Here is a 17,271-nt window from a genome sequence, read left to right as displayed (position 1 = left end):
AGATTGTTTTCAGAATATGTTCAGGGTCAATTTCGTCAAACACCAACTTACAATAAGTAGAAGAAGGCGAAAATAAACACCCAGACCAGGTCAACGAAGTGCCAGTAAAGTCCAGTGATCTCGACAATTTCGTAGCCTTTTTTGTCATAATCGCCGCGCGCTACTTTGCGAGCGATAATCAAAAGGTATATGACCCCGGCTGAAACGTGGAGACCGTGAAAGCCTGTGATCATGTAGAAAACCGACCCGAACTGTTCCGCACCCCAGGGATTACTCCAGGGCCTGACCCCATAGCCAATCAGTTTTGACCATTCGTAAGCTTGCATACCCACAAACGTGGCACCCAGTGCGGCGGTAAACAACATGAACATGACGGTCTTGCGCTTGTCGCGCCGATAGCCGAAGTTCACTGCCAGCGCCATCGTGCCGCTACTGGTAATCAGCACAAAGGTCATGATGGCGATCAGAATGAGAGGAATCGGATCACTGCCGAAAAAGGACAATGCAAAAACTTCCGTGGCAAGTGGCCATGGGTCTGCGGTCGATATCCGCACGGTCATGTACCCGACCAGGAAGCAGGAGAAAATGAAGGTATCACTGACCAGGAAGATCCACATCATGGCCTTGCCCCAGGGTACCTGATAAGTCTGTTTGTCAGACTTCCAGTCCTGTACAAAGCCAGTCATGCCCGCTGCTGTCGGGCTGCCGTTGGCTACTGCCTCGCTCTGACTCATGTTAATTTCCTTTCTGTAGTCCAATTATTCTTTTTTAAGATCCACATCGGTTGCATCAGGTGGTTGATAGCACGTAAAACAGGCCAAACCAGACCAACAGCAGGAAGTGCCAGTACCAGGTACAAAGCTCGATACTCAGGCGGCTGTCGCCGGCTTTCGCACCGCTGCTCATATGAAACAGCGCTTTGGTCCAAACCCATAAACCTCCGGCCAGGTGCAGTATGTGAACCCCCGTCAACAGGTAAAAGAAGGCGTTGGCCGGGTTGCTCTGTAGCGTATAACCGCCCCCTATCAGGATTTGCCATGCAGTGTACTGACCTGCAATAAATACCAGCGTCAGTAAGCCACCCGCCACGAACAAAAGTCCCGCCATTGATGTCAGTCGAATAGCCTCCTGGCGTCGTGCCTGTATCAATGACCACTGCAACACCGCACTACATGCCACCAAAACGCCGGTATTGACCCATAGCGTGGCAGGTTCTGACACTGGCACCCAGTCGCCTGCACCCCAGGCAATTCGCAGGTAATACGAAACAGTCAGCAAGGAGAACAGCACGCATGCCACGATTACAAACAGCACCAGTGCCACTTTCTGGTCGGGTACCTGGAAAGTAGGCCGCGCCTCTATACCATCTGGCAGACCTACCTGATTCCAGGGTTTCTCAGTAACTTGACGATACAAACTCATGAGTGACCTCGCGTATGAAAGGTCTTCTCGTATTCCTCTCCCGGTTCGTTCTGGGGGATGAAGTCCTGTTTGGCGCCCGGCACGCTGTAGTCATAGGCCCAGCGATAAACGGTTGGCAGTTCCGGACCCCAGTTGCCATGCTTGGGAGGGGTGTCAGGTGTCTGCCACTCGAGAGTGGTGGCGCCCCAGGGATTGCCACCGGCGTCTTTCTCTTTGCGCAGGCTCATAAAGATGTTGATGAAGAACAGCACCTGAGCCGTGGCTACGAAAATCGCAGCGATGGTGATGTTGGCGTTAAGCGCCTGAGCGGTTGCAGGCACAAAATCAGTATTGCCCATCTCGTAGTAGCGGCGCGGAACACCCAGGAACCCCAGGTAGTGCATGGGCAGATAAATGGCGTAAGTGCCAAGGAAAGTACACCAGAAATGGACTTTACCCATTGTCTCGTTGTACATGCGGCCGGTCATTTTTGGATACCAGTGATACAGGGCTGCATACAGCACCAGCACTGGAGACACACCCATCACCATGTGGAAGTGAGCGACCACAAAGTAGGTGTCGGCAAGTGGTACGTCAATAATCACATTGCCCAGGAACAGTCCGGTCAGGCCCCCGTGGACAAAGGTAAAAATAAAGCCAATGGCGAACAGCATGGGCGTATTGAGTCTTATATTGCCCTGCCACAGTGTCAGTACCCAGTTGTAGACTTTCAATGCGGTGGGTACTGCGATGATCAGGGTAGTGGTCGCGAAGAAGAAACCAAAATATGGGTTCATGCCGCTGACATACATGTGGTGAGCCCAGACCAGGAAGCTGAGGCCACCGATGGCAATAATCGCCCAGACCATCATGCGGTATCCAAAGATGTTCTTGCGGGCATGGGTTGCGATCACATCGGACACCAGGCCGAATGCAGGGAGTGCCACGATGTACACTTCCGGGTGCCCGAAGAACCAGAACAGATGCTGGAAGAGAATCGGGCTGCCGCCATCCTGAGTTGACTGCTCTCCCAACTGCATCATAGCTGGCATGAAGAAGCTGGTACCGAGCACCAGGTCAAAGCCAAGCATGATTGCGCTGACCAACAGTGCCGGGAAGGCGAACAGACCGAGAACTGTCGCCGTAAAGATGCCCCAGATGGAAAGCGGCATACGCATCAGTGTCATGCCACGGGTACGCGCCTGGAGGATGGTGGTCACATAGTTGAGACCGCCCATCGTGAAGGCCACGATAAACACGGCGAGGGAGATCAGCATCAAAAGCATGCCGCCGCCAGAACCCGGCGTACCGGCCGTTATCGACTGCGGCGCATAAAGGGTCCAGCCAGCACCCGCCGGCCCTCCCGTCACAAAGAAGCTTGCCAGAAGAATGATCACTGACAGCAGATAGAACCAGAAGCTAAGCATGTTGAGGAACGGAAACACCATGTCCCGGGTGCCACACATCAGAGGAATCAGGTAATTGCCAAAACCGCCCAGGAACAGGGCCGTCAACAGATATACCACCATGATCATGCCGTGCATGGTCACGGCCTGATAATAAAAGGCAGGATCTATCCAGCTGATCGAGTCAGGGAAACCCAGCTGCAAGCGCATCAGGATCGAGAGCCCCAATGCGATCAATCCGACAAAGATGGCAGTGCCGCCGTACTGAATCGCGATTACCTTGTGATCCTGGCTCCAGACATACTTTGTGATGAAACTGTGCGGATCATGCAGGGCGTGCGGATCGTCCTGGTCGGCCAATGGTACGTATGCCATGTAAACATCCTCCGGGTGTAGAACCCTGTCCAGCTATTCAAATTATTGTTGTAAAGTCCTGCCCGGTCTCTCAGCGCAGCGAATTGATATAGGCAATGACGTCATTCTGCTGTTCTTCTGTGCGCATCGCCTTCACCATCGATGTCATCTGGTAACCATAATCGTCATCACGGTGCTGGCCGCGAATGCCGCTGCGGTATTTTTCCAGCTGCAGCGCAAGGTACCAGTCGTCCATACCCGCCAGTGCAGGTGCGTCCGTTGCCCAGCTGCCGCGGCCGTCGTCACCATGGCAGGCCGCACAGTTGGCACTGTAGATGCGTGCGCCACGATCGATATCGCCGCTGATGGTGGTCTGGGCAGAGTCGTTACCGGAAAGGGTTTGGATGTACGCCGCCACATTACGTCTTGCTGTATCAGAGTTGACCATATTTGCCATGGGGGCCATGGACTGGCCAGTGGTGTCTTCCGGATTGGCGCCACGCACCCCTTCAGAGTAGTAGCGCAGTTGGCGTTCAATGTACCAGGGCTGCAATCCCGCCAGTGCTGGCGCATTCAGGGCACGGTTGCCTTCGCCGTTCTGCCCATGGCAGCTGGCGCAGACCATGTATGACTGCTGGCCTGCCGCGACGTCGGCAGCCGGTTGCGCCTGGGTTTCGGCAAAAGTGGGCTGATCAGCAAGCCAGCTCTGGAAATCGCCCGGTTCCATGATTTCAACCCGGCCGCGCATGATGTGGTGACCAAGCCCGCAGTATTGCTCGCAGAGGATATCAAACACACCTGTACGGGTTGGTTCCAGCCACATGTAAGAAACCATACCCGGCACCATGTCCATCTTCACGCGGAAATGGGGTACGGTGTAGTTATGCAGTACATCTCGAGAGCGGAGCAGGACTTTGGCCGGCTCGTTAAGCGGAAGCGCCATGTAGGGCTTTTTGACCACCACATCATCCTGCCCGTTCGGATCGTCAGGGTTGATGCCCCAGGGGTTGGTTTCAGTAATGTGCTGGATATCGGCAGTGCCAAGCTGGCCATCAGCGCCAGGGTAACGGAAGGACCATTGCCACTGTGACGCGAAGGCTTCGAATTCGCTGGCTTCTTCCGGGACGGTAACAAACTGGGCCCAAACAAACAGACCTGGCGCCAGCAATGCAGCAACGCCCAGTGTGGTAATAACTGTCAGGCCAGTCTCAAGGCGGGCATTTTCGGGCTCATATACAGCCTTGCTGGCCTCGCCCTTGCGTTGGCGATACTGATAGACACTATAGGCCAGGAAAAGGTTTACGGCTATGAATACAAAGCCGGTTACCCAGAAAGTGAGATTAACCGTGAAGTCGATGTTTGCCCAGTTTGAGGCGATTTCAGTAAACCACCACGGACTGGCAAAGTGAAAGACGACGGAGCCAACGACCAACAGGACGAGAACAACTGCAATAGCCATACGCGGGATATCCTTGTGAAAGTGCGAGCACGGACAACAGTGGATACAGCAACTGTACAGCGAAAGATAAAAATAAAAGGCCGGATGCACTGCACAGGCAGCAGCATCGGGTGGTGAATGTCCTGGTTACGTCGTTGACATCGAACGTGAAAACAAATGCCGTTCACAACGCGGGTCCCTCCCTTTCTTGTTATCTTTCGGACGGGTACTCAACGGTGTTACATCGTACTTGTTACATCAAACATTCAAGCGGGGATGGCGGGGTAAACCACCATCCCTTTGGATCGTATAGTATTGTTTTAGTCTGTGCAACAACTGCTGTGAAGCAATCAGGCACGGACCATCTGCAGGTCTGCAAATGGGTTCAGGAAGTGAGGGTCAATAGCGGCAAGTTGTGCCTCGGGATGCTTGTTGGTCATCATCTCCTGCACTTTCTTGACCTGCTTTTCCTTCGCGTAAATCAGAACAAGATACTTGCCAGCTTTAATATCGTCGTGGAAGTGAGCGATCTTTTTGTTCTCATTCATCACACCAGTCAGGCCGCCTACCCAGGCACCAAAACAGGTGACCAGAAACACGATGGCCGCAAAGGCGTACCAGGGGATGGATACCGCAAAGGGATCTGTCATGCCGATCAGACCGGCAAACACCAGGCCCGCGACAAAGCCAATTCCAGCGCCTATGAATCCTTCGCGAATAAAGTCCAGGGTTTCAAAATAATTGCTCGAGTGAAGATGCTCTTTGACCAGCCCGCTCTCGTCCTTGCTGTGGATATGCAGAAACCAGTCATCCACGCCGATGGAGTGCAGATCGTCTGAGATCTGATGGGTGCTTTTGAGGGTGGGTGACAAATAATAGATACATCTCATTTAGCTTCTCCTTCTGTTTTTGGATCGCTTCTTTGTACATCTATCAGTCTTGTATACACCTGCTCCGCAATTTCAGATGACACTAAATCAACAGACTGAGACCCTGCTGCCGGTCTTGCTGGGTCGGCTTGGGGCCATTTCCCTTGAGTAGCGGACTTGACCTTTCGGGCCGCTCTCAATATCAATTTACTCCTCCAAAAATAATTTGTCTTGTTTTTTCTATCGTAGACTGATTTACGTTACAATAGCCAACCCCCGATAAATTCACAGTAGACATGCCCGCCCGAAGTCCGTGGCGCAGGTGTATGCAGAGAGAGATCTCCGTGACAGAACTGACGCACAATCAGACCGCAAGCTGGCGCGACTATTATGAAATGTGCAAGCCGCGGGTGGTCATGTTGATGATTCTGACCTCCCTGGTTGGCATGTTTCTGGCGGTGCCAGGCATGGTGCCGCTGGACATCCTGATACTCGGCAATATCGGCATTGCGCTGGTTGCCGGCTCCGGCGCCGTGGTTAACCACCTGATCGACCGTAAGGTTGACGCTGTCATGCGCCGAACCATCAACCGCCCCATGCCGCAGGGTCGTGTTGCTCCGCGGCAGGCCGCCTGGTTTGCAGCGATCATTGGCATAGCCGGCATGGCGATCATGCTGATCTGGGTCAACCCGCTGAGCGCCTGGCTGACGCTGGCTTCTTTTATTGGTTATGCCTTCATCTACACCGGTTACCTGAAGCGTGCAACACCCCAGAACATTGTCATCGGCGGCCTGTCAGGCGCCATGCCCCCCCTGCTTGGCTGGGCCGCAGTGACCGGCACCATTGAGCCCGGTGCATTGATTCTGGTGCTGATCATCTTTGCCTGGACGCCACCGCACTTCTGGGCGCTGGCCATATACCGCAAGGATGAGTACGCCAAGACGGGCATCCCCATGCTGCCTGTCACCCATGGCGAACATCTCACCAAGATCCACATTATTCTCTACACCATTATCCTGTTGCTGGTCAGCATCCTCCCCTGGCTGATTGGCATGAGTGGTCTGCTCTATCTGCTTGCCGCAGTGGTCCTCGGCGTTGGCTTCCTGATCTGGTCGCTGCTGCTGATGTTCCGGCCCAAGCCATCAACGGCCATGGATACTTTCAAATACTCCATCATCTATCTGATGGTGCTGTTCCCGGTTCTTTTGCTTGATCACTACATCACGATCTGACTTTCGCAAACTTTTCATAGCAGGCAGTAAATTATGAAAAAAGGCGTAAAACTGACCCTCATTCTGTGCCTTGTCTGGGTGGTTATCGTTTTTTACATGACCTATGCACGGTACGCTGATAACAATCGCTCAGCTCAGCAGGAGCAGGTTTCTGCAGAAGAGCTGCGTGAGATGGGCGCGATGATTTATGAAGCGCCTGTGGCCATCAGTGAGTTTGACCTGGTAGATCACTACGGTCAGCCTTTCACAGAGGAGTCTCTGCAAGGCAACTGGACCATGGTGTTTTTTGGTTTCACCAACTGTCCCGATATCTGCCCTCTGACCATGTTTGAGCTGACTGGCTTCTATAATGATCTGGAAGGTGACCCCCTGCAGGATGACACACAAGTGGTCATGATCAGTGTTGACCCCTTCCGTGACGACACCGCAAAAATCGCAGACTTCATGCAGGCCTACCATGAGGATTTTCTGGGTCTCAATGGAGAGTATCGCCAGGTATCACAACTGGCCAGCGAGCTTTTTATTGCGCATGGAATCATGCCGGTGCCAGCGCCGGATGGAGGTCAGCCACAAAACTTTATGGTTGACCACAGCGGCAACATCCTGCTGATTGATCCTGAGGGCCGCTACCGCGGTTTCCTGGAGCCGAATATCAAGCGGGACCAGATCAGCGAAACCTACCGGATCATCCGCAACACGCTTTAAACGCGCGTTACCGGACGGGCGTAAATAAGCAGGAAGCAAACACATGCGCAGGCTACAATCGAAGGGCCTGCCGGTGTGTCCAGATAGAAAGACAGCGTGACACCGCCTGCCACGGCGAGGCAGCCGATTATTGCGGCGCCGAGTGCCATCTGTTCCGGCGTGCTGGCCAGTCGTCTGGCGGCAGCGGCCGGAATGATGAGCAAGGAAGTGATCAGCAGAACACCCACGATTTTCATGGCCACTGCGATCAGCATCGCAATCATCAGCACCAGCAGTGCATAAAGCCGTTCTACTGGCAGACCTTCGACGATGGCCAGCTCTTTATGAACGGTAAGCGCCAGGAACTCTCCCCAGAAGTGATACAGAAGCCCCGCCAGCACCACGCAGGTAGCGACTATCCAGATAAGATCCTGTTGCGTAATGGTCAGCAGGTCGCCGAACAGAAACGCCATCAGATTCACCTGCACCATGTCCGACAGTGACAGAATCAGCAGGCCGAACGCCAGCGTGCTGTGGGCGATGATGCCTAGCAGTGTGTCAGTGGCAAGCATTTGCCTTTTTTCCAGCAGCAGCAGAATCGCCGCAAACACGGCGCAGCTGATAATGATGGCAAGCTGCAGATTAATACTGGCGACGATGGCCAGAGCAACACCGAGCAGCGACGAATGCGCCAGGGTATCGCCAAAGTAGGACATGCGGCGCCAGACTACAAAGCACCCAAGCGGCCCTGCCAGCGCGGCTATCAGAAGCCCGGCGATAACGGCGTAAATGATAAAATCATACATGGCGGTGGCCGTCCTTTGGCTTGATGACATCGCCAGCGATATCGTGATCATGGTTGTGGTGGTGAGTATAAACTGCCAGTGTGGCTGCCTGTCTCTTGCCGAATAGCGCCAGGTAGGCCGGATCATTGCTCACATGTTCAGGTTTGCCATGACAGCATATGTGCTGGTTCAGACAGATGACTTCGTCGGTGGCGGCCATGACCAGGTGCAGGTCATGAGAGACCATCATCACTCCGCAATGGTGCCGCTCACGAATGGTGTTGATCAATTCGTACAGCTCCGTCTGACCATTAATGTCGACGCCCTGGGCCGGCTCATCAAGCACCAGCAGATCTGGCGAGTGGCTTAACGCGCGCGCCAGCAGAACGCGCTGCATTTCCCCACCGGACAGCGCGGAAACCTGTTGTCTGAGCAGGTGCCCTACTTTGACCTCGTCCAGCACCTTGTTGGCCGCGACCACCTTCTGTCCGCGAGCGCCGAGCTGGATAAAGCGTTCGACGGTCAGAGGCAGGGTGGGTTCGACAAATACTTTCTGCGGCATATAACCAATGCGCAGACCGGGTTTGCGCACCAGCTTGCCCGATTCTCCCTGCATCAACCCCAGCACGATTCTTACCAGTGTGGTTTTGCCGGCGCCGTTGGGACCAATCAGTGTCAGGAGCTTGCCCTTGGTGAGTGTCAGATTCACACGATCCAGAATTTTTCGGCCACCCAGGCTGAGGCTTACATCCCTGGCTTCAACTAATGTTTCATGGCTCATATGAAATCCTTGAACTACCCGTGGCGGCTGCATTGATCATTTAATTCAGGCCCTTGGCTGACATCTTCACCAACTGCAGGATACTGGCACGTGGGAGGGCGATGATGGAGCTTTCGCGCAAAATGGTATATGATAGCATTTCTTTTGATGACAGATGATCCCAATGTTACGAACGATTCTGGCAGTCAGTCTTACACTGATGCTCAGCCATGTCGCAGCGGCGCAGGTTACCGTTGTTACCAGTATCAAGCCACTGCAACTGATCGCCCATGCGGTTACCGATGGTGTTTCAGAGCCGGCGGTGCTGATTCCTGCCAATCAATCCTATCACCACTTTGTCATGAAACCCTCCACTGTTCGCGCCATCAGCACGGCCAATCTGCTGGTCTGGGTGGGTCCGGAACTGGAAACCTGGCTGGCAGACACTCTCGCCGAACGAGACACTGAAACTGTTGAAGTGCTCGCCCTGCCGGGCCTGACAGTGCATCACGCCGGATACGACGAACACGACAATGTCGAAATCCTCATTCCGCAGCAGGGTGACCATGCAGGTCATCAACACAAGCAGGGTCACAGCATCGACCCTCACATCTGGCTGGATACGGACAATGCATTGTTGATTGCCCAGGCCATGGTGAGCAAACTGTCTGCTCTGGACCCAGTCAATGCAGGTCGTTACCAGCATAATCTGGCCAGCTTTTCACAACAGCTGATCTCTCTGAGAGACCGTCTTAAGGCCGATCTGATGCCGTTGCAAAGCACGGATTATGCGGTGTATCACAACGCCTTCCAGTATTTTGAGCGCCAGTTCAACCTGAGTCATCAGCTGGTATTTGTGGAGAGCGAGGAGCTTCAGCCAGGTGTGCGCCACATGCTGGCGGTTCGCAGAGCCATTGAAGAGCGTCCGCTGACCTGCGTACTGGAAGATGTCACGGCGCAGGCCAGCACCGTGAATACACTGCTTGGCAATCAGCCGGTCAACCGTATTCAGGCAGATACCACGGGACAGGCCTTGACCTCCGGCCCCCGGGCTTATGTAAACTTGATGGAAAACCTTGCCAATGCCTTCAAGCGGTGTCAGGTTTCATCAAACTAACCAAAAAGGCGGCTGAAAAACGTAATCAAGGCATTGGCAACGTACGACTGCATGGATGCAGGAGGTAGAGCGACGCAGGAAGCCAAAGCCGAGATAGTTTTTCAACCGCCTGCCAAGCACAGCGGACGTCCCACGCCATGACATCAGTCAGCCCTCTAATCCTCATTGACGGATCTTCGTATCTTTTCCGGGCCTATCACGCCCTGCCGCCTCTGGTCAGCAGCAAAGGCCAGCCGACTGGCGCCATAAAGGGCGTCATCAGCATGATTCGCAGTCTCCAGAAAGAGTATCCGGAAAGCCCCATTGCTGTTGTGTTTGACGCCAAGGGCGACACCTTTCGTAATGAGATCTACAAAGAATATAAAGCGCATCGCCCACCAATGCCCGATGAGCTGCGCAGTCAGATCGAGCCGATCCACCACATCATCAAAGCCATGGGTCTGCCGCTGTTGGTGATCCCGGATGTTGAAGCCGATGATGTAATCGGTACCCTGGCCTGTCAGGCGACCACACAGCGACGGGAGACACTGGTATCTACCGGCGATAAAGACCTCGCCCAGTTAGTAAGTGATCACGTCACGCTGATCAATACAATGACGAATGAGCGGCTTGATATTGAAGGGGTCAACAAAAAGTTCAGCCTGCCACCAGAGCGAATAGTCGACTTTCTCGCGTTGACGGGCGACAAGGTAGACAACATACCGGGTGTACCAGGGGTCGGGCCAAAGACTGCGGTGAAATGGCTGCAGGAATACGGATCCATGGATGCCATTATTGAAAACGCCGACAAAATTGGCGGCAAGATCGGCGAAAAGCTGCGAGATAACATCGAACAGTTGCGTCTGTCCTACGAGCTGGCCACCATTAAACTGGATGTGTCCCTGGATATTTCCATCAGTGAGCTGATCCCCGAAGAGCCGGACCAGACGCAGCTGATGGCGCTGTTCAGTGAATTCGAATTCAAGACCTGGACCAAGGAGCTGGAATCGCAGGGTGTAGAGGTCTCCTCCGAGCAGCTGGCTGCCGTGCGTGAAGATCTGGGAGTTACCGACCCTGTCGAGAACGATGGGCCTGATCTGAGTGAGCTGGAGACCTCGCGGCAGGATTACGAGTTACTGGCGGACACTGAGGCTCTGAAAAGTACCATCGGGGCGATCAAATCCGCAGGTCAATTCGCGGTGGCTGCGTTGTTTGATGCTAATGAGCACTTCATGTCTGCCCAGGTCATCGGACTGGCCTTCAGCTGGGAGCCAGGTCAGGCAGTATATCTGCCCCTCGCCCACGACAGCCTTGAGTCAGCATCCAACCTCGATCGGCGGGAATGTCTGCAATTGCTCAAACCAGTCCTGCAGGATCCCTCAATCCACAAAGTGGCACACGACAGCAAACGTCTGGCTCATCTGATGCAGAATCACGACATTGCAGTCCGAGGCTGGCGATTCGACACGCATCTGGCTTCTTACGTCTTGAACTCGGTGGCCAACAATCACAGCCTGGAAGATGTCAGTCACTACTACCTGCAGCAGTCGCTGAAGTCGCTGGATGCCCTGCTCGGCTCGGGCCGAAACAAACTCCCGGTCAGTCAGTGCGATCCGCAGGCCGCGCTTGACTGGCTGGCGCCGCGCGCCGACATGACGTTCCGGCTTCGCCACAAATTGCAGGCCGTGCTGGAAAGCACTGGTGAGCTATGGGGACTTTATCGATACTTTGAACTGGCGCTGAGCCCGGTTCTGCAACGCATGGAACGAACCGGTATTGCGGTTGATCCGGAGCGGCTGCACGAACAGTCAGCTGCACTGTCTGAGCGCCTGGCAGAGCTCGAGGAGCAGGTCTACAAGGAAGCCGGAGAGACCTTTAACCTGGGTTCGCCGAAACAGCTGCAGACCGTGCTTTACGAAAAAATGAATCTGCCGGTACTGAAAAAGACGCCCAAGGGTCAGCCCTCCACGGCCGAGGCCGTGTTGCAGGAGCTGGCGCTGGAGTACGACCTGCCCAATATGATCATGGAGCATCGCGGGCTCAGTAAACTGAAATCAACCTACACAGAAAAGCTGCCGCTGCAGATAAACCGCAGCACCCGCCGTATCCATTCGACATTTCAGCAGGCGGTAGCGGCCACAGGGCGACTGTCATCAACAGAGCCCAACCTGCAGAACATTCCGATACGCAGCACCGAGGGGCGCAAAATCCGTCAGGCCTTCATCGCGGCTCCGGGTTACCGACTGGTAGCAGCTGATTACTCACAAGTCGAGCTGCGCATCATGGCGCATCTGTCCCAGGACAAGGGTCTGGTAACCGCATTTGCCAATGCTCAGGATGTACATCGGGCAACTGCTGCCGAAGTCTTTGGGGTGAGCGTGGACGACGTCACTGGCGAGCAGCGGCGGCGCGCCAAGGCCATCAACTTTGGCCTGATCTATGGCATGTCAGCGTTTGGCCTGGCGCGGCAACTGGGAATCGACCGTCACGATGCCCAGCTTTATGTTGACCGTTACTTTGAACGCTACCCCGGCGTCCTGGAATACATGGAGCGCACCCGGGAACTGGCCGAGGAAAAAGGCTATGTGGAGACCCTGTTCGGTCGACGGCTGTATCTGCCAGACATCAAGGCAGGCAACGGGATGCTGCGCAAGGCTGCCCAGCGCACCGCGATCAATGCACCCATGCAGGGAACCGCCGCGGACATTATCAAGCAGGCGATGGTTGATATAGATCACTGGTTGCAGACTGGCGTTCTCGACGCCAGGCTGGTCCTTCAGGTGCATGACGAATTGATTTTTGAGGTCGCAGAAGCGGACGTGGATTTGCTGACAGAGGGAGTGCGATTTCGTATGGTCAGCGCTGCGTCACTGGACGTGCCGCTGGTGGTTGATGTCGGTGTCGGTGAAAACTGGGATCAGGCTCACTGATCGACGGCAGGCTCGGCTGGCGCTTCGTCGGCCGGTTCCAGCCAGCCGTCAAGGCGCTGGCTCAGGATGTCTACGCCTTGCCGCTTCAGCGATGAAAACGCCTGAACACTAGCATCGGCCATGCCTTCCAGCTCATTGCGTGCCTTCATCAGTGCTTCCTGAATGGCGCCGCGCTTGAGTTTGTCTGATTTGGTCAGCAGAACATGCAGAGGCAACTGGTTCTGCCGTGCCCAGTCGATCATCATCAGGTCAAAATCCTTGAACACGTGGCGTATGTCGGTAACCAGTATCAGTCCCAACAGCGGCTCGCGGGCGTTCAGGTAGTGTTCCAGGTGGACCTGCCAGTCGTCCTTCACTTTCAGCGGTACTTTGGCGTAACCATAGCCGGGCAGGTCTACCAGATATCGCCCCTGATCAACCCTGAAATAGTTGATAAGCTGTGTTCTGCCGGGGGTTTTGCTGGTACGGGCCAGCTGTCCCTGGCGCGTCAGCGTATTAATCGCGCTTGATTTGCCAGCATTGGAGCGGCCGGCGAATGCGACCTCGGCCACGCTGTCGGTCGGACAGTCGCGCAGCTTGGCGGCACTTATTTCAAATTGGGCGGCTTGATAGTTCATGGAGCGGCATTCTACCGGCAGAACCGATACTGAGCCAGCAATTCCGCCGCGCCTCGTATCCAGAAGGCAGGCAGATTCCATGATGGTCGTACACAATAACGGCAGCTGTGCTATACTCTCCCGCCGCATGACTCATCCGAATTTATAACTGTTCAGGAACTTCGACAATCCATGAAAAGATTAGTATTTACCCTGGCATCTTTGCTGATGGCTGGCGCCAGCCTGACTGCCAACGCTGATGGCGATGCCGCTGCCGGCGAGCAAAAAGTCGCCGTATGTGCTGCCTGTCACGGCGCTGATGGCAACAGTGAAATCAGCTCCAACCCCAAACTGGCCGGCCAAGGTGAGCGCTACACTCTCAAGCAGCTGCGAGACATCAAATCAGGTGCCCGCGAAGTGCCGCTGATGACAGGCCTGCTCGACAACATGAGCGACCAGGATCTGGAAGATATCGCTGCCTTCTACGCATCACAGGAGATCACCCTTGCTGGTGCTGACCCCGAATTGATCGAGCTGGGCGCGCAGATTTACCGTGCTGGTATTGCTGACCTGGGTGTTGCTGCCTGCTCGGCGTGTCATGCACCTGACGGCAGTGGTGTGGCACAGGCTGGATTCCCGGCCCTGGGTGGCCAGCACGCAGCCTACATCGAATCGCAAATGAAGGCCTTCCGCGCCGGTGATCGCACCAACGATGGTGACGCCATGCCGATGCGTAATGTCTCCGAGCGTCTGACTGACCGCGAAATCGAAGCGCTGTCCAGCTACATCTCAGGCCTGAACTAAGACGAAATTGCGCCTGTTCAGCCCTTATTAAGGCGGCAGGCGCTCTAATCGGTGTTACAGTAACGATCCCTAAAGTACCGACTACCTCTGATAACAATGTGGAGTAGGATATGATCAAGCAGTTCCTGAAAGCCGCCATCACCGCCAGTGTTCTGAGTCTGCTGGCCTCTGCTGTCTGGGCGCAGCCCGCTCTTTATGTAGACGGCACCCACTATGAAACCCTGCCAGCGCCGGTCCGCACCAATGATGCGGATAAGATCGAAGTGCTCGAAGTGTTCTGGTATGGCTGTGGCCACTGTTTCCGCTTTCAGCCCCTGGTTGATCACTGGGCCGAAAACGCCCCTGAAGACGTAGACTATCTGCGCTTCCCTGCCATCTGGAACGACCTGATGAAGATTCACGCTCAGGCCTATTACACTGCAGAAAACCTTGGTGTGGTCGATACAGTACATGGACCGATCTTTGATGCCATCAATCTGCAGCGCAATCGCTTGCAAAATGAGCGCCAGCTGGCCGAACTGTTTGCCGCTCATGGCGTGGACGAAGAAGCATTCTCGCGGGCATTCAACTCGTTCCAGGTGCGCACTAAAGTGAATCAGGCAGAAAGCAAAATGTCTGACTACCAGATTCGCAGCACACCTAACGTGATTGTTAACGGCAAATATCTGGTTACGACCAATGAAGCTGTCCGCACACAGCAGGACATGCTGGCCATCGTTGACTACCTGGTTGAACAGGAGCGCAGCGCCCAGTAATTCAATTGACAGGTCGCCTCAGGTATTCAAGGCCACTCTCTGGATACTGAAACATGCCACAGCACAACTATGGCAATGACAATGGCGGCGACGAGGCGCAACGCTGGAAACGCAAGTTTCTGGATGCGCTGGAAGACCAGGAGCAGCGTGAAAAGCTGCTCAACAGTCGTATCAAGCTTTTGCGCCGTGGCCTGCTGGGTGTCAGCCTGGCAGGCGATGGTCATGCCCCGCAGCTGGATCGTCAGCTGGCTGAACTACGAAAAACCCTCCGAAATGATGACCGGGAAGTCGGACTTGAGCTGCTGCTAGAGCAGATCGAGAAGTCGATTATTCGACTCGACAATGAAAAAAACGCCAGTAATGTGGCATTGCAGCAGGCCTTTGCCAGCAGCATAGCCGAGCTGGACAAGCTACCCCTGCCGAAAACCACCCGTCGACAACTCAGGAAATTCTCCCAGAATCTCTCCGCGCGCCTTGATGACACACAGCAACATGCCGGCCTGATACGTCAGTTTATTGATATTCTGCGCGAAGCCGTGCAGTCGATGATTGAGCAGGAACAGAAGCGTGAGCAGGCAGCTCGCGGAGACGATTCTGGCCAGTCAGCAGGTTTCTGGAAACGGATGTTTGGCAGCAGTGACTCATCAGATACTAATGCCAGCACCGAGCCGCCTTCGGGCGAGATCGTGAGCAATGCGCTTGACGGCCAGGAGTCGGGAACTGGCAGCCGTGGCGAAGCCCTTCAGCTGGATGACAGCCTTCAAGCGCAGCAAAGTGCACCGATGCACAAAACCAGTCAGTCGCAGGAAGCGCAGAGACAGCAGAATAGCGCGGCGGCGGCTGCTAACGGCTCTGCAGTTAAACTGCAAAGCGATGGTCTGCAGGCACAAGCTGACCATGAGCCCTCAGATTCAAGTACAACTGCCAATGGCGCCAATGCTCAACAGGATGGTTACCGCGAGCGTGACCATGCTCTTCACCTGCAGGTTCAGGCAGAAGTCGTGGTAGAAGAGGAAGACGACGCCAGCATAGAGGGAGAACTGGTACGCGATCGCTCCGGACTGTCTGAGCCAGCTTTTTCTTATATTGCCGGCCATGTGGAACCTATCCTGCTGAGAATTCTGGAAGCCATCCATATCAGCTCCGAGTCTTATTCCATCGTCGATGCCGTGCGCCGCAATATTCTAAAAGGTCTCAACTGGTACGATTTTGTCGCTGTGCTGGAGGAGATACTGCATATCCTGCGAACAGCGGCAGATCAACAGCGTACCGAGTTTCAGACATTTTTAAGCGATGTTACTGAAAGCCTCGCCCAGGTTCAGGCGTTTGTCGATAATGCAAAAGCGCAGGCTGTCAGCAGTGCAGAAAGCGACGCAGAGATGGACTCTCAGGTGCGTGGACAGGTCGAAGATATCGCGCGGGCCGTGCAGAATGACTCTCTGGACATCACAGGTCTGCGGCAATCGGTACAGTCGCAGATTGATGGCATCCTGAAGTCTCTGGACGGGTTCAAGCACCAGCGGAGTCGTGAGCACACAGAAGCGACGCAGGAAATGGGCGACTTGATTGAGCGTATTGCCGCGCTGGAGTCCGAGTCACGCGAATTACGCGTGCACCTGTCGCGGCAGCAATCAGCGGCGGCCACTGACACACTGACAGAATTGCCAAACCGTAGTGCCTACAACGAGCGCATTCGTGTTTTGCTGGGCCAATGGCAGCGACAGCCGGACCGGCCAAGTCTGCAGGAGGATCGCGCCCTCTGCCTGGCGGTGCTGGACGTTGATCATTTCAAGAACATCAATGACAGTTTCGGTCATCTGGCCGGCGACAAGGTGCTGAAGATCATCGCTCGTGAGATCGCCGCTCGCCTGCGCGAGCAGGATTTTGTGGCCCGCTACGGCGGTGAGGAGTTTGTCATTCTGCTGCCTGATATCCGTCCACCTGATGCAGAATACACGCTCAATCGGCTGCGTGAGGCGATCAGCGCGATACCTTTTCATTTCCGCGAAGAGAAAGTGGAAATTACGGTGTCTATCGGCGTAGTTCCGGCCCAGCGCGACGACACCCCCGAGACACTGTTCGACCGAGCGGACCAGTCCCTCTACCAGGCCAAGCAGTCTGGTCGAAACCGGGTCATTCGTCCTCGTTGAATACCCCTGTC

General features: G+C 54.8%; 15 protein-coding genes. 7 read left to right on the top strand and 8 right to left on the bottom strand.

The genetic code is table 11. The features are described from left to right. Positions 1-47: 47 nt before the first annotated feature. The 5 genes from QGM61_RS10445 to QGM61_RS10425 form a co-directional block, all read right to left on the bottom strand. Positions 48-734: a heme-copper oxidase subunit III family protein gene (locus QGM61_RS10445; protein WP_411268762.1), complete on the bottom strand. Its 687-nt coding sequence runs from the start codon at positions 732-734 to the stop codon at positions 48-50. 55 nt (positions 735-789) lie between these two features. Continuing rightward, positions 790-1,422, bottom strand: a complete 633-nt coding sequence (locus QGM61_RS10440; RefSeq protein ID WP_237132531.1) for a cytochrome c oxidase subunit 3 — start codon at positions 1,420-1,422, stop codon at positions 790-792. Beyond that, complete coding sequence (locus QGM61_RS10435) at positions 1,419-3,182, bottom strand: cbb3-type cytochrome c oxidase subunit I (RefSeq protein ID WP_237132530.1); 1,764 nt, start codon at positions 3,180-3,182, stop codon at positions 1,419-1,421. The genes QGM61_RS10440 and QGM61_RS10435 overlap by 4 nt, the downstream gene beginning before the upstream one ends. A 70-nt stretch (positions 3,183-3,252) precedes the next feature. Then, positions 3,253-4,620 (bottom strand): c-type cytochrome, encoded by a 1,368-nt coding sequence (locus QGM61_RS10430; protein WP_237132529.1) that lies wholly within the window; start codon positions 4,618-4,620, stop codon positions 3,253-3,255. A 329-nt stretch (positions 4,621-4,949) separates the two neighbouring features. After that, complete coding sequence (locus tag QGM61_RS10425; protein ID WP_237132528.1) at positions 4,950-5,489, bottom strand: hypothetical protein; 540 nt, start codon at positions 5,487-5,489, stop codon at positions 4,950-4,952. A 305-nt stretch (positions 5,490-5,794) separates the two neighbouring features. Between QGM61_RS10425 and cyoE the strand changes: the two genes are divergently transcribed. Both cyoE and QGM61_RS10415 read left to right on the top strand, forming a co-directional pair. Next, complete coding sequence (cyoE, locus tag QGM61_RS10420) at positions 5,795-6,700, top strand: heme o synthase (RefSeq protein ID WP_237132527.1); 906 nt, start codon at positions 5,795-5,797, stop codon at positions 6,698-6,700. 33 nt (positions 6,701-6,733) lie between these two features. After that, positions 6,734-7,405 carry an SCO family protein gene (locus QGM61_RS10415; RefSeq protein ID WP_237132526.1) on the top strand — a complete coding sequence of 224 codons (672 nt, stop codon included), beginning with the start codon at positions 6,734-6,736 and terminating at the stop codon, positions 7,403-7,405. Here the strand turns inward: QGM61_RS10415 and znuB are convergent. Both znuB and znuC read right to left on the bottom strand, forming a co-directional pair. Further along, the gene (znuB, locus tag QGM61_RS10410) at positions 7,402-8,190 is read right to left on the bottom strand and encodes a zinc ABC transporter permease subunit ZnuB (protein ID WP_237132525.1); all 789 of its coding nucleotides are present in this window, start codon (positions 8,188-8,190) and stop codon (positions 7,402-7,404) included. The two genes, QGM61_RS10415 and znuB, sit on opposite strands and share 4 nt — an antisense overlap. Then, a complete protein-coding gene (gene znuC, locus QGM61_RS10405) occupies positions 8,183-8,950 on the bottom strand; it encodes a zinc ABC transporter ATP-binding protein ZnuC (RefSeq protein ID WP_281132903.1) in 768 nt (255 codons plus the stop codon). The genes znuB and znuC overlap by 8 nt, the downstream gene beginning before the upstream one ends. Positions 8,951-9,113: 163 nt before the next feature. Here znuC and QGM61_RS10400 point away from each other — a divergent pair, with 163 nt between their 5' ends. Both QGM61_RS10400 and polA read left to right on the top strand, forming a co-directional pair. After that, on the top strand, positions 9,114-10,046 hold the full coding sequence (locus QGM61_RS10400; RefSeq protein WP_237132523.1) for a zinc ABC transporter substrate-binding protein: 933 nt from the start codon (positions 9,114-9,116) through the stop codon (positions 10,044-10,046). A 137-nt stretch (positions 10,047-10,183) separates the two neighbouring features. Further along, positions 10,184-12,955, top strand: coding sequence for a DNA polymerase I (polA, locus tag QGM61_RS10395; RefSeq protein ID WP_281132902.1), 2,772 nt, complete (start codon positions 10,184-10,186; stop codon positions 12,953-12,955). Here the strand turns inward: polA and yihA are convergent. Beyond that, the gene (gene yihA, locus QGM61_RS10390; RefSeq protein WP_281132901.1) at positions 12,949-13,572 is read right to left on the bottom strand and encodes a ribosome biogenesis GTP-binding protein YihA/YsxC; all 624 of its coding nucleotides are present in this window, start codon (positions 13,570-13,572) and stop codon (positions 12,949-12,951) included. The genes polA and yihA overlap by 7 nt on opposite strands. Positions 13,573-13,743: 171 nt before the next feature. Here yihA and QGM61_RS10385 point away from each other — a divergent pair, with 171 nt between their 5' ends. The 3 genes from QGM61_RS10385 (at position 13,744) to QGM61_RS10375 (ending at position 17,260) form a co-directional block, all read left to right on the top strand. Beyond that, positions 13,744-14,355 (top strand): c-type cytochrome, encoded by a 612-nt coding sequence (locus QGM61_RS10385; protein WP_237132520.1) that lies wholly within the window; start codon positions 13,744-13,746, stop codon positions 14,353-14,355. Between the two features lie 110 nt (positions 14,356-14,465). After that, positions 14,466-15,110, top strand: a complete 645-nt coding sequence (locus QGM61_RS10380) for a thiol:disulfide interchange protein DsbA/DsbL (RefSeq protein ID WP_281132900.1) — start codon at positions 14,466-14,468, stop codon at positions 15,108-15,110. A 53-nt stretch (positions 15,111-15,163) separates the two neighbouring features. Next, the gene (locus tag QGM61_RS10375; RefSeq protein ID WP_281132899.1) at positions 15,164-17,260 is read left to right on the top strand and encodes a GGDEF domain-containing protein; all 2,097 of its coding nucleotides are present in this window, start codon (positions 15,164-15,166) and stop codon (positions 17,258-17,260) included. Positions 17,261-17,271: the final 11 nt, after the last annotated feature.

This window comes from Pseudohongiella sp. SYSU M77423, from assembly GCF_029911965.1.
Taxonomy (GTDB): Bacteria; Pseudomonadota; Gammaproteobacteria; order Pseudomonadales; family Pseudohongiellaceae; genus Pseudohongiella.
Note: the sequence above shows the minus strand (reverse complement) of the source record. Positions and strands in the feature narration are given on the sequence as shown.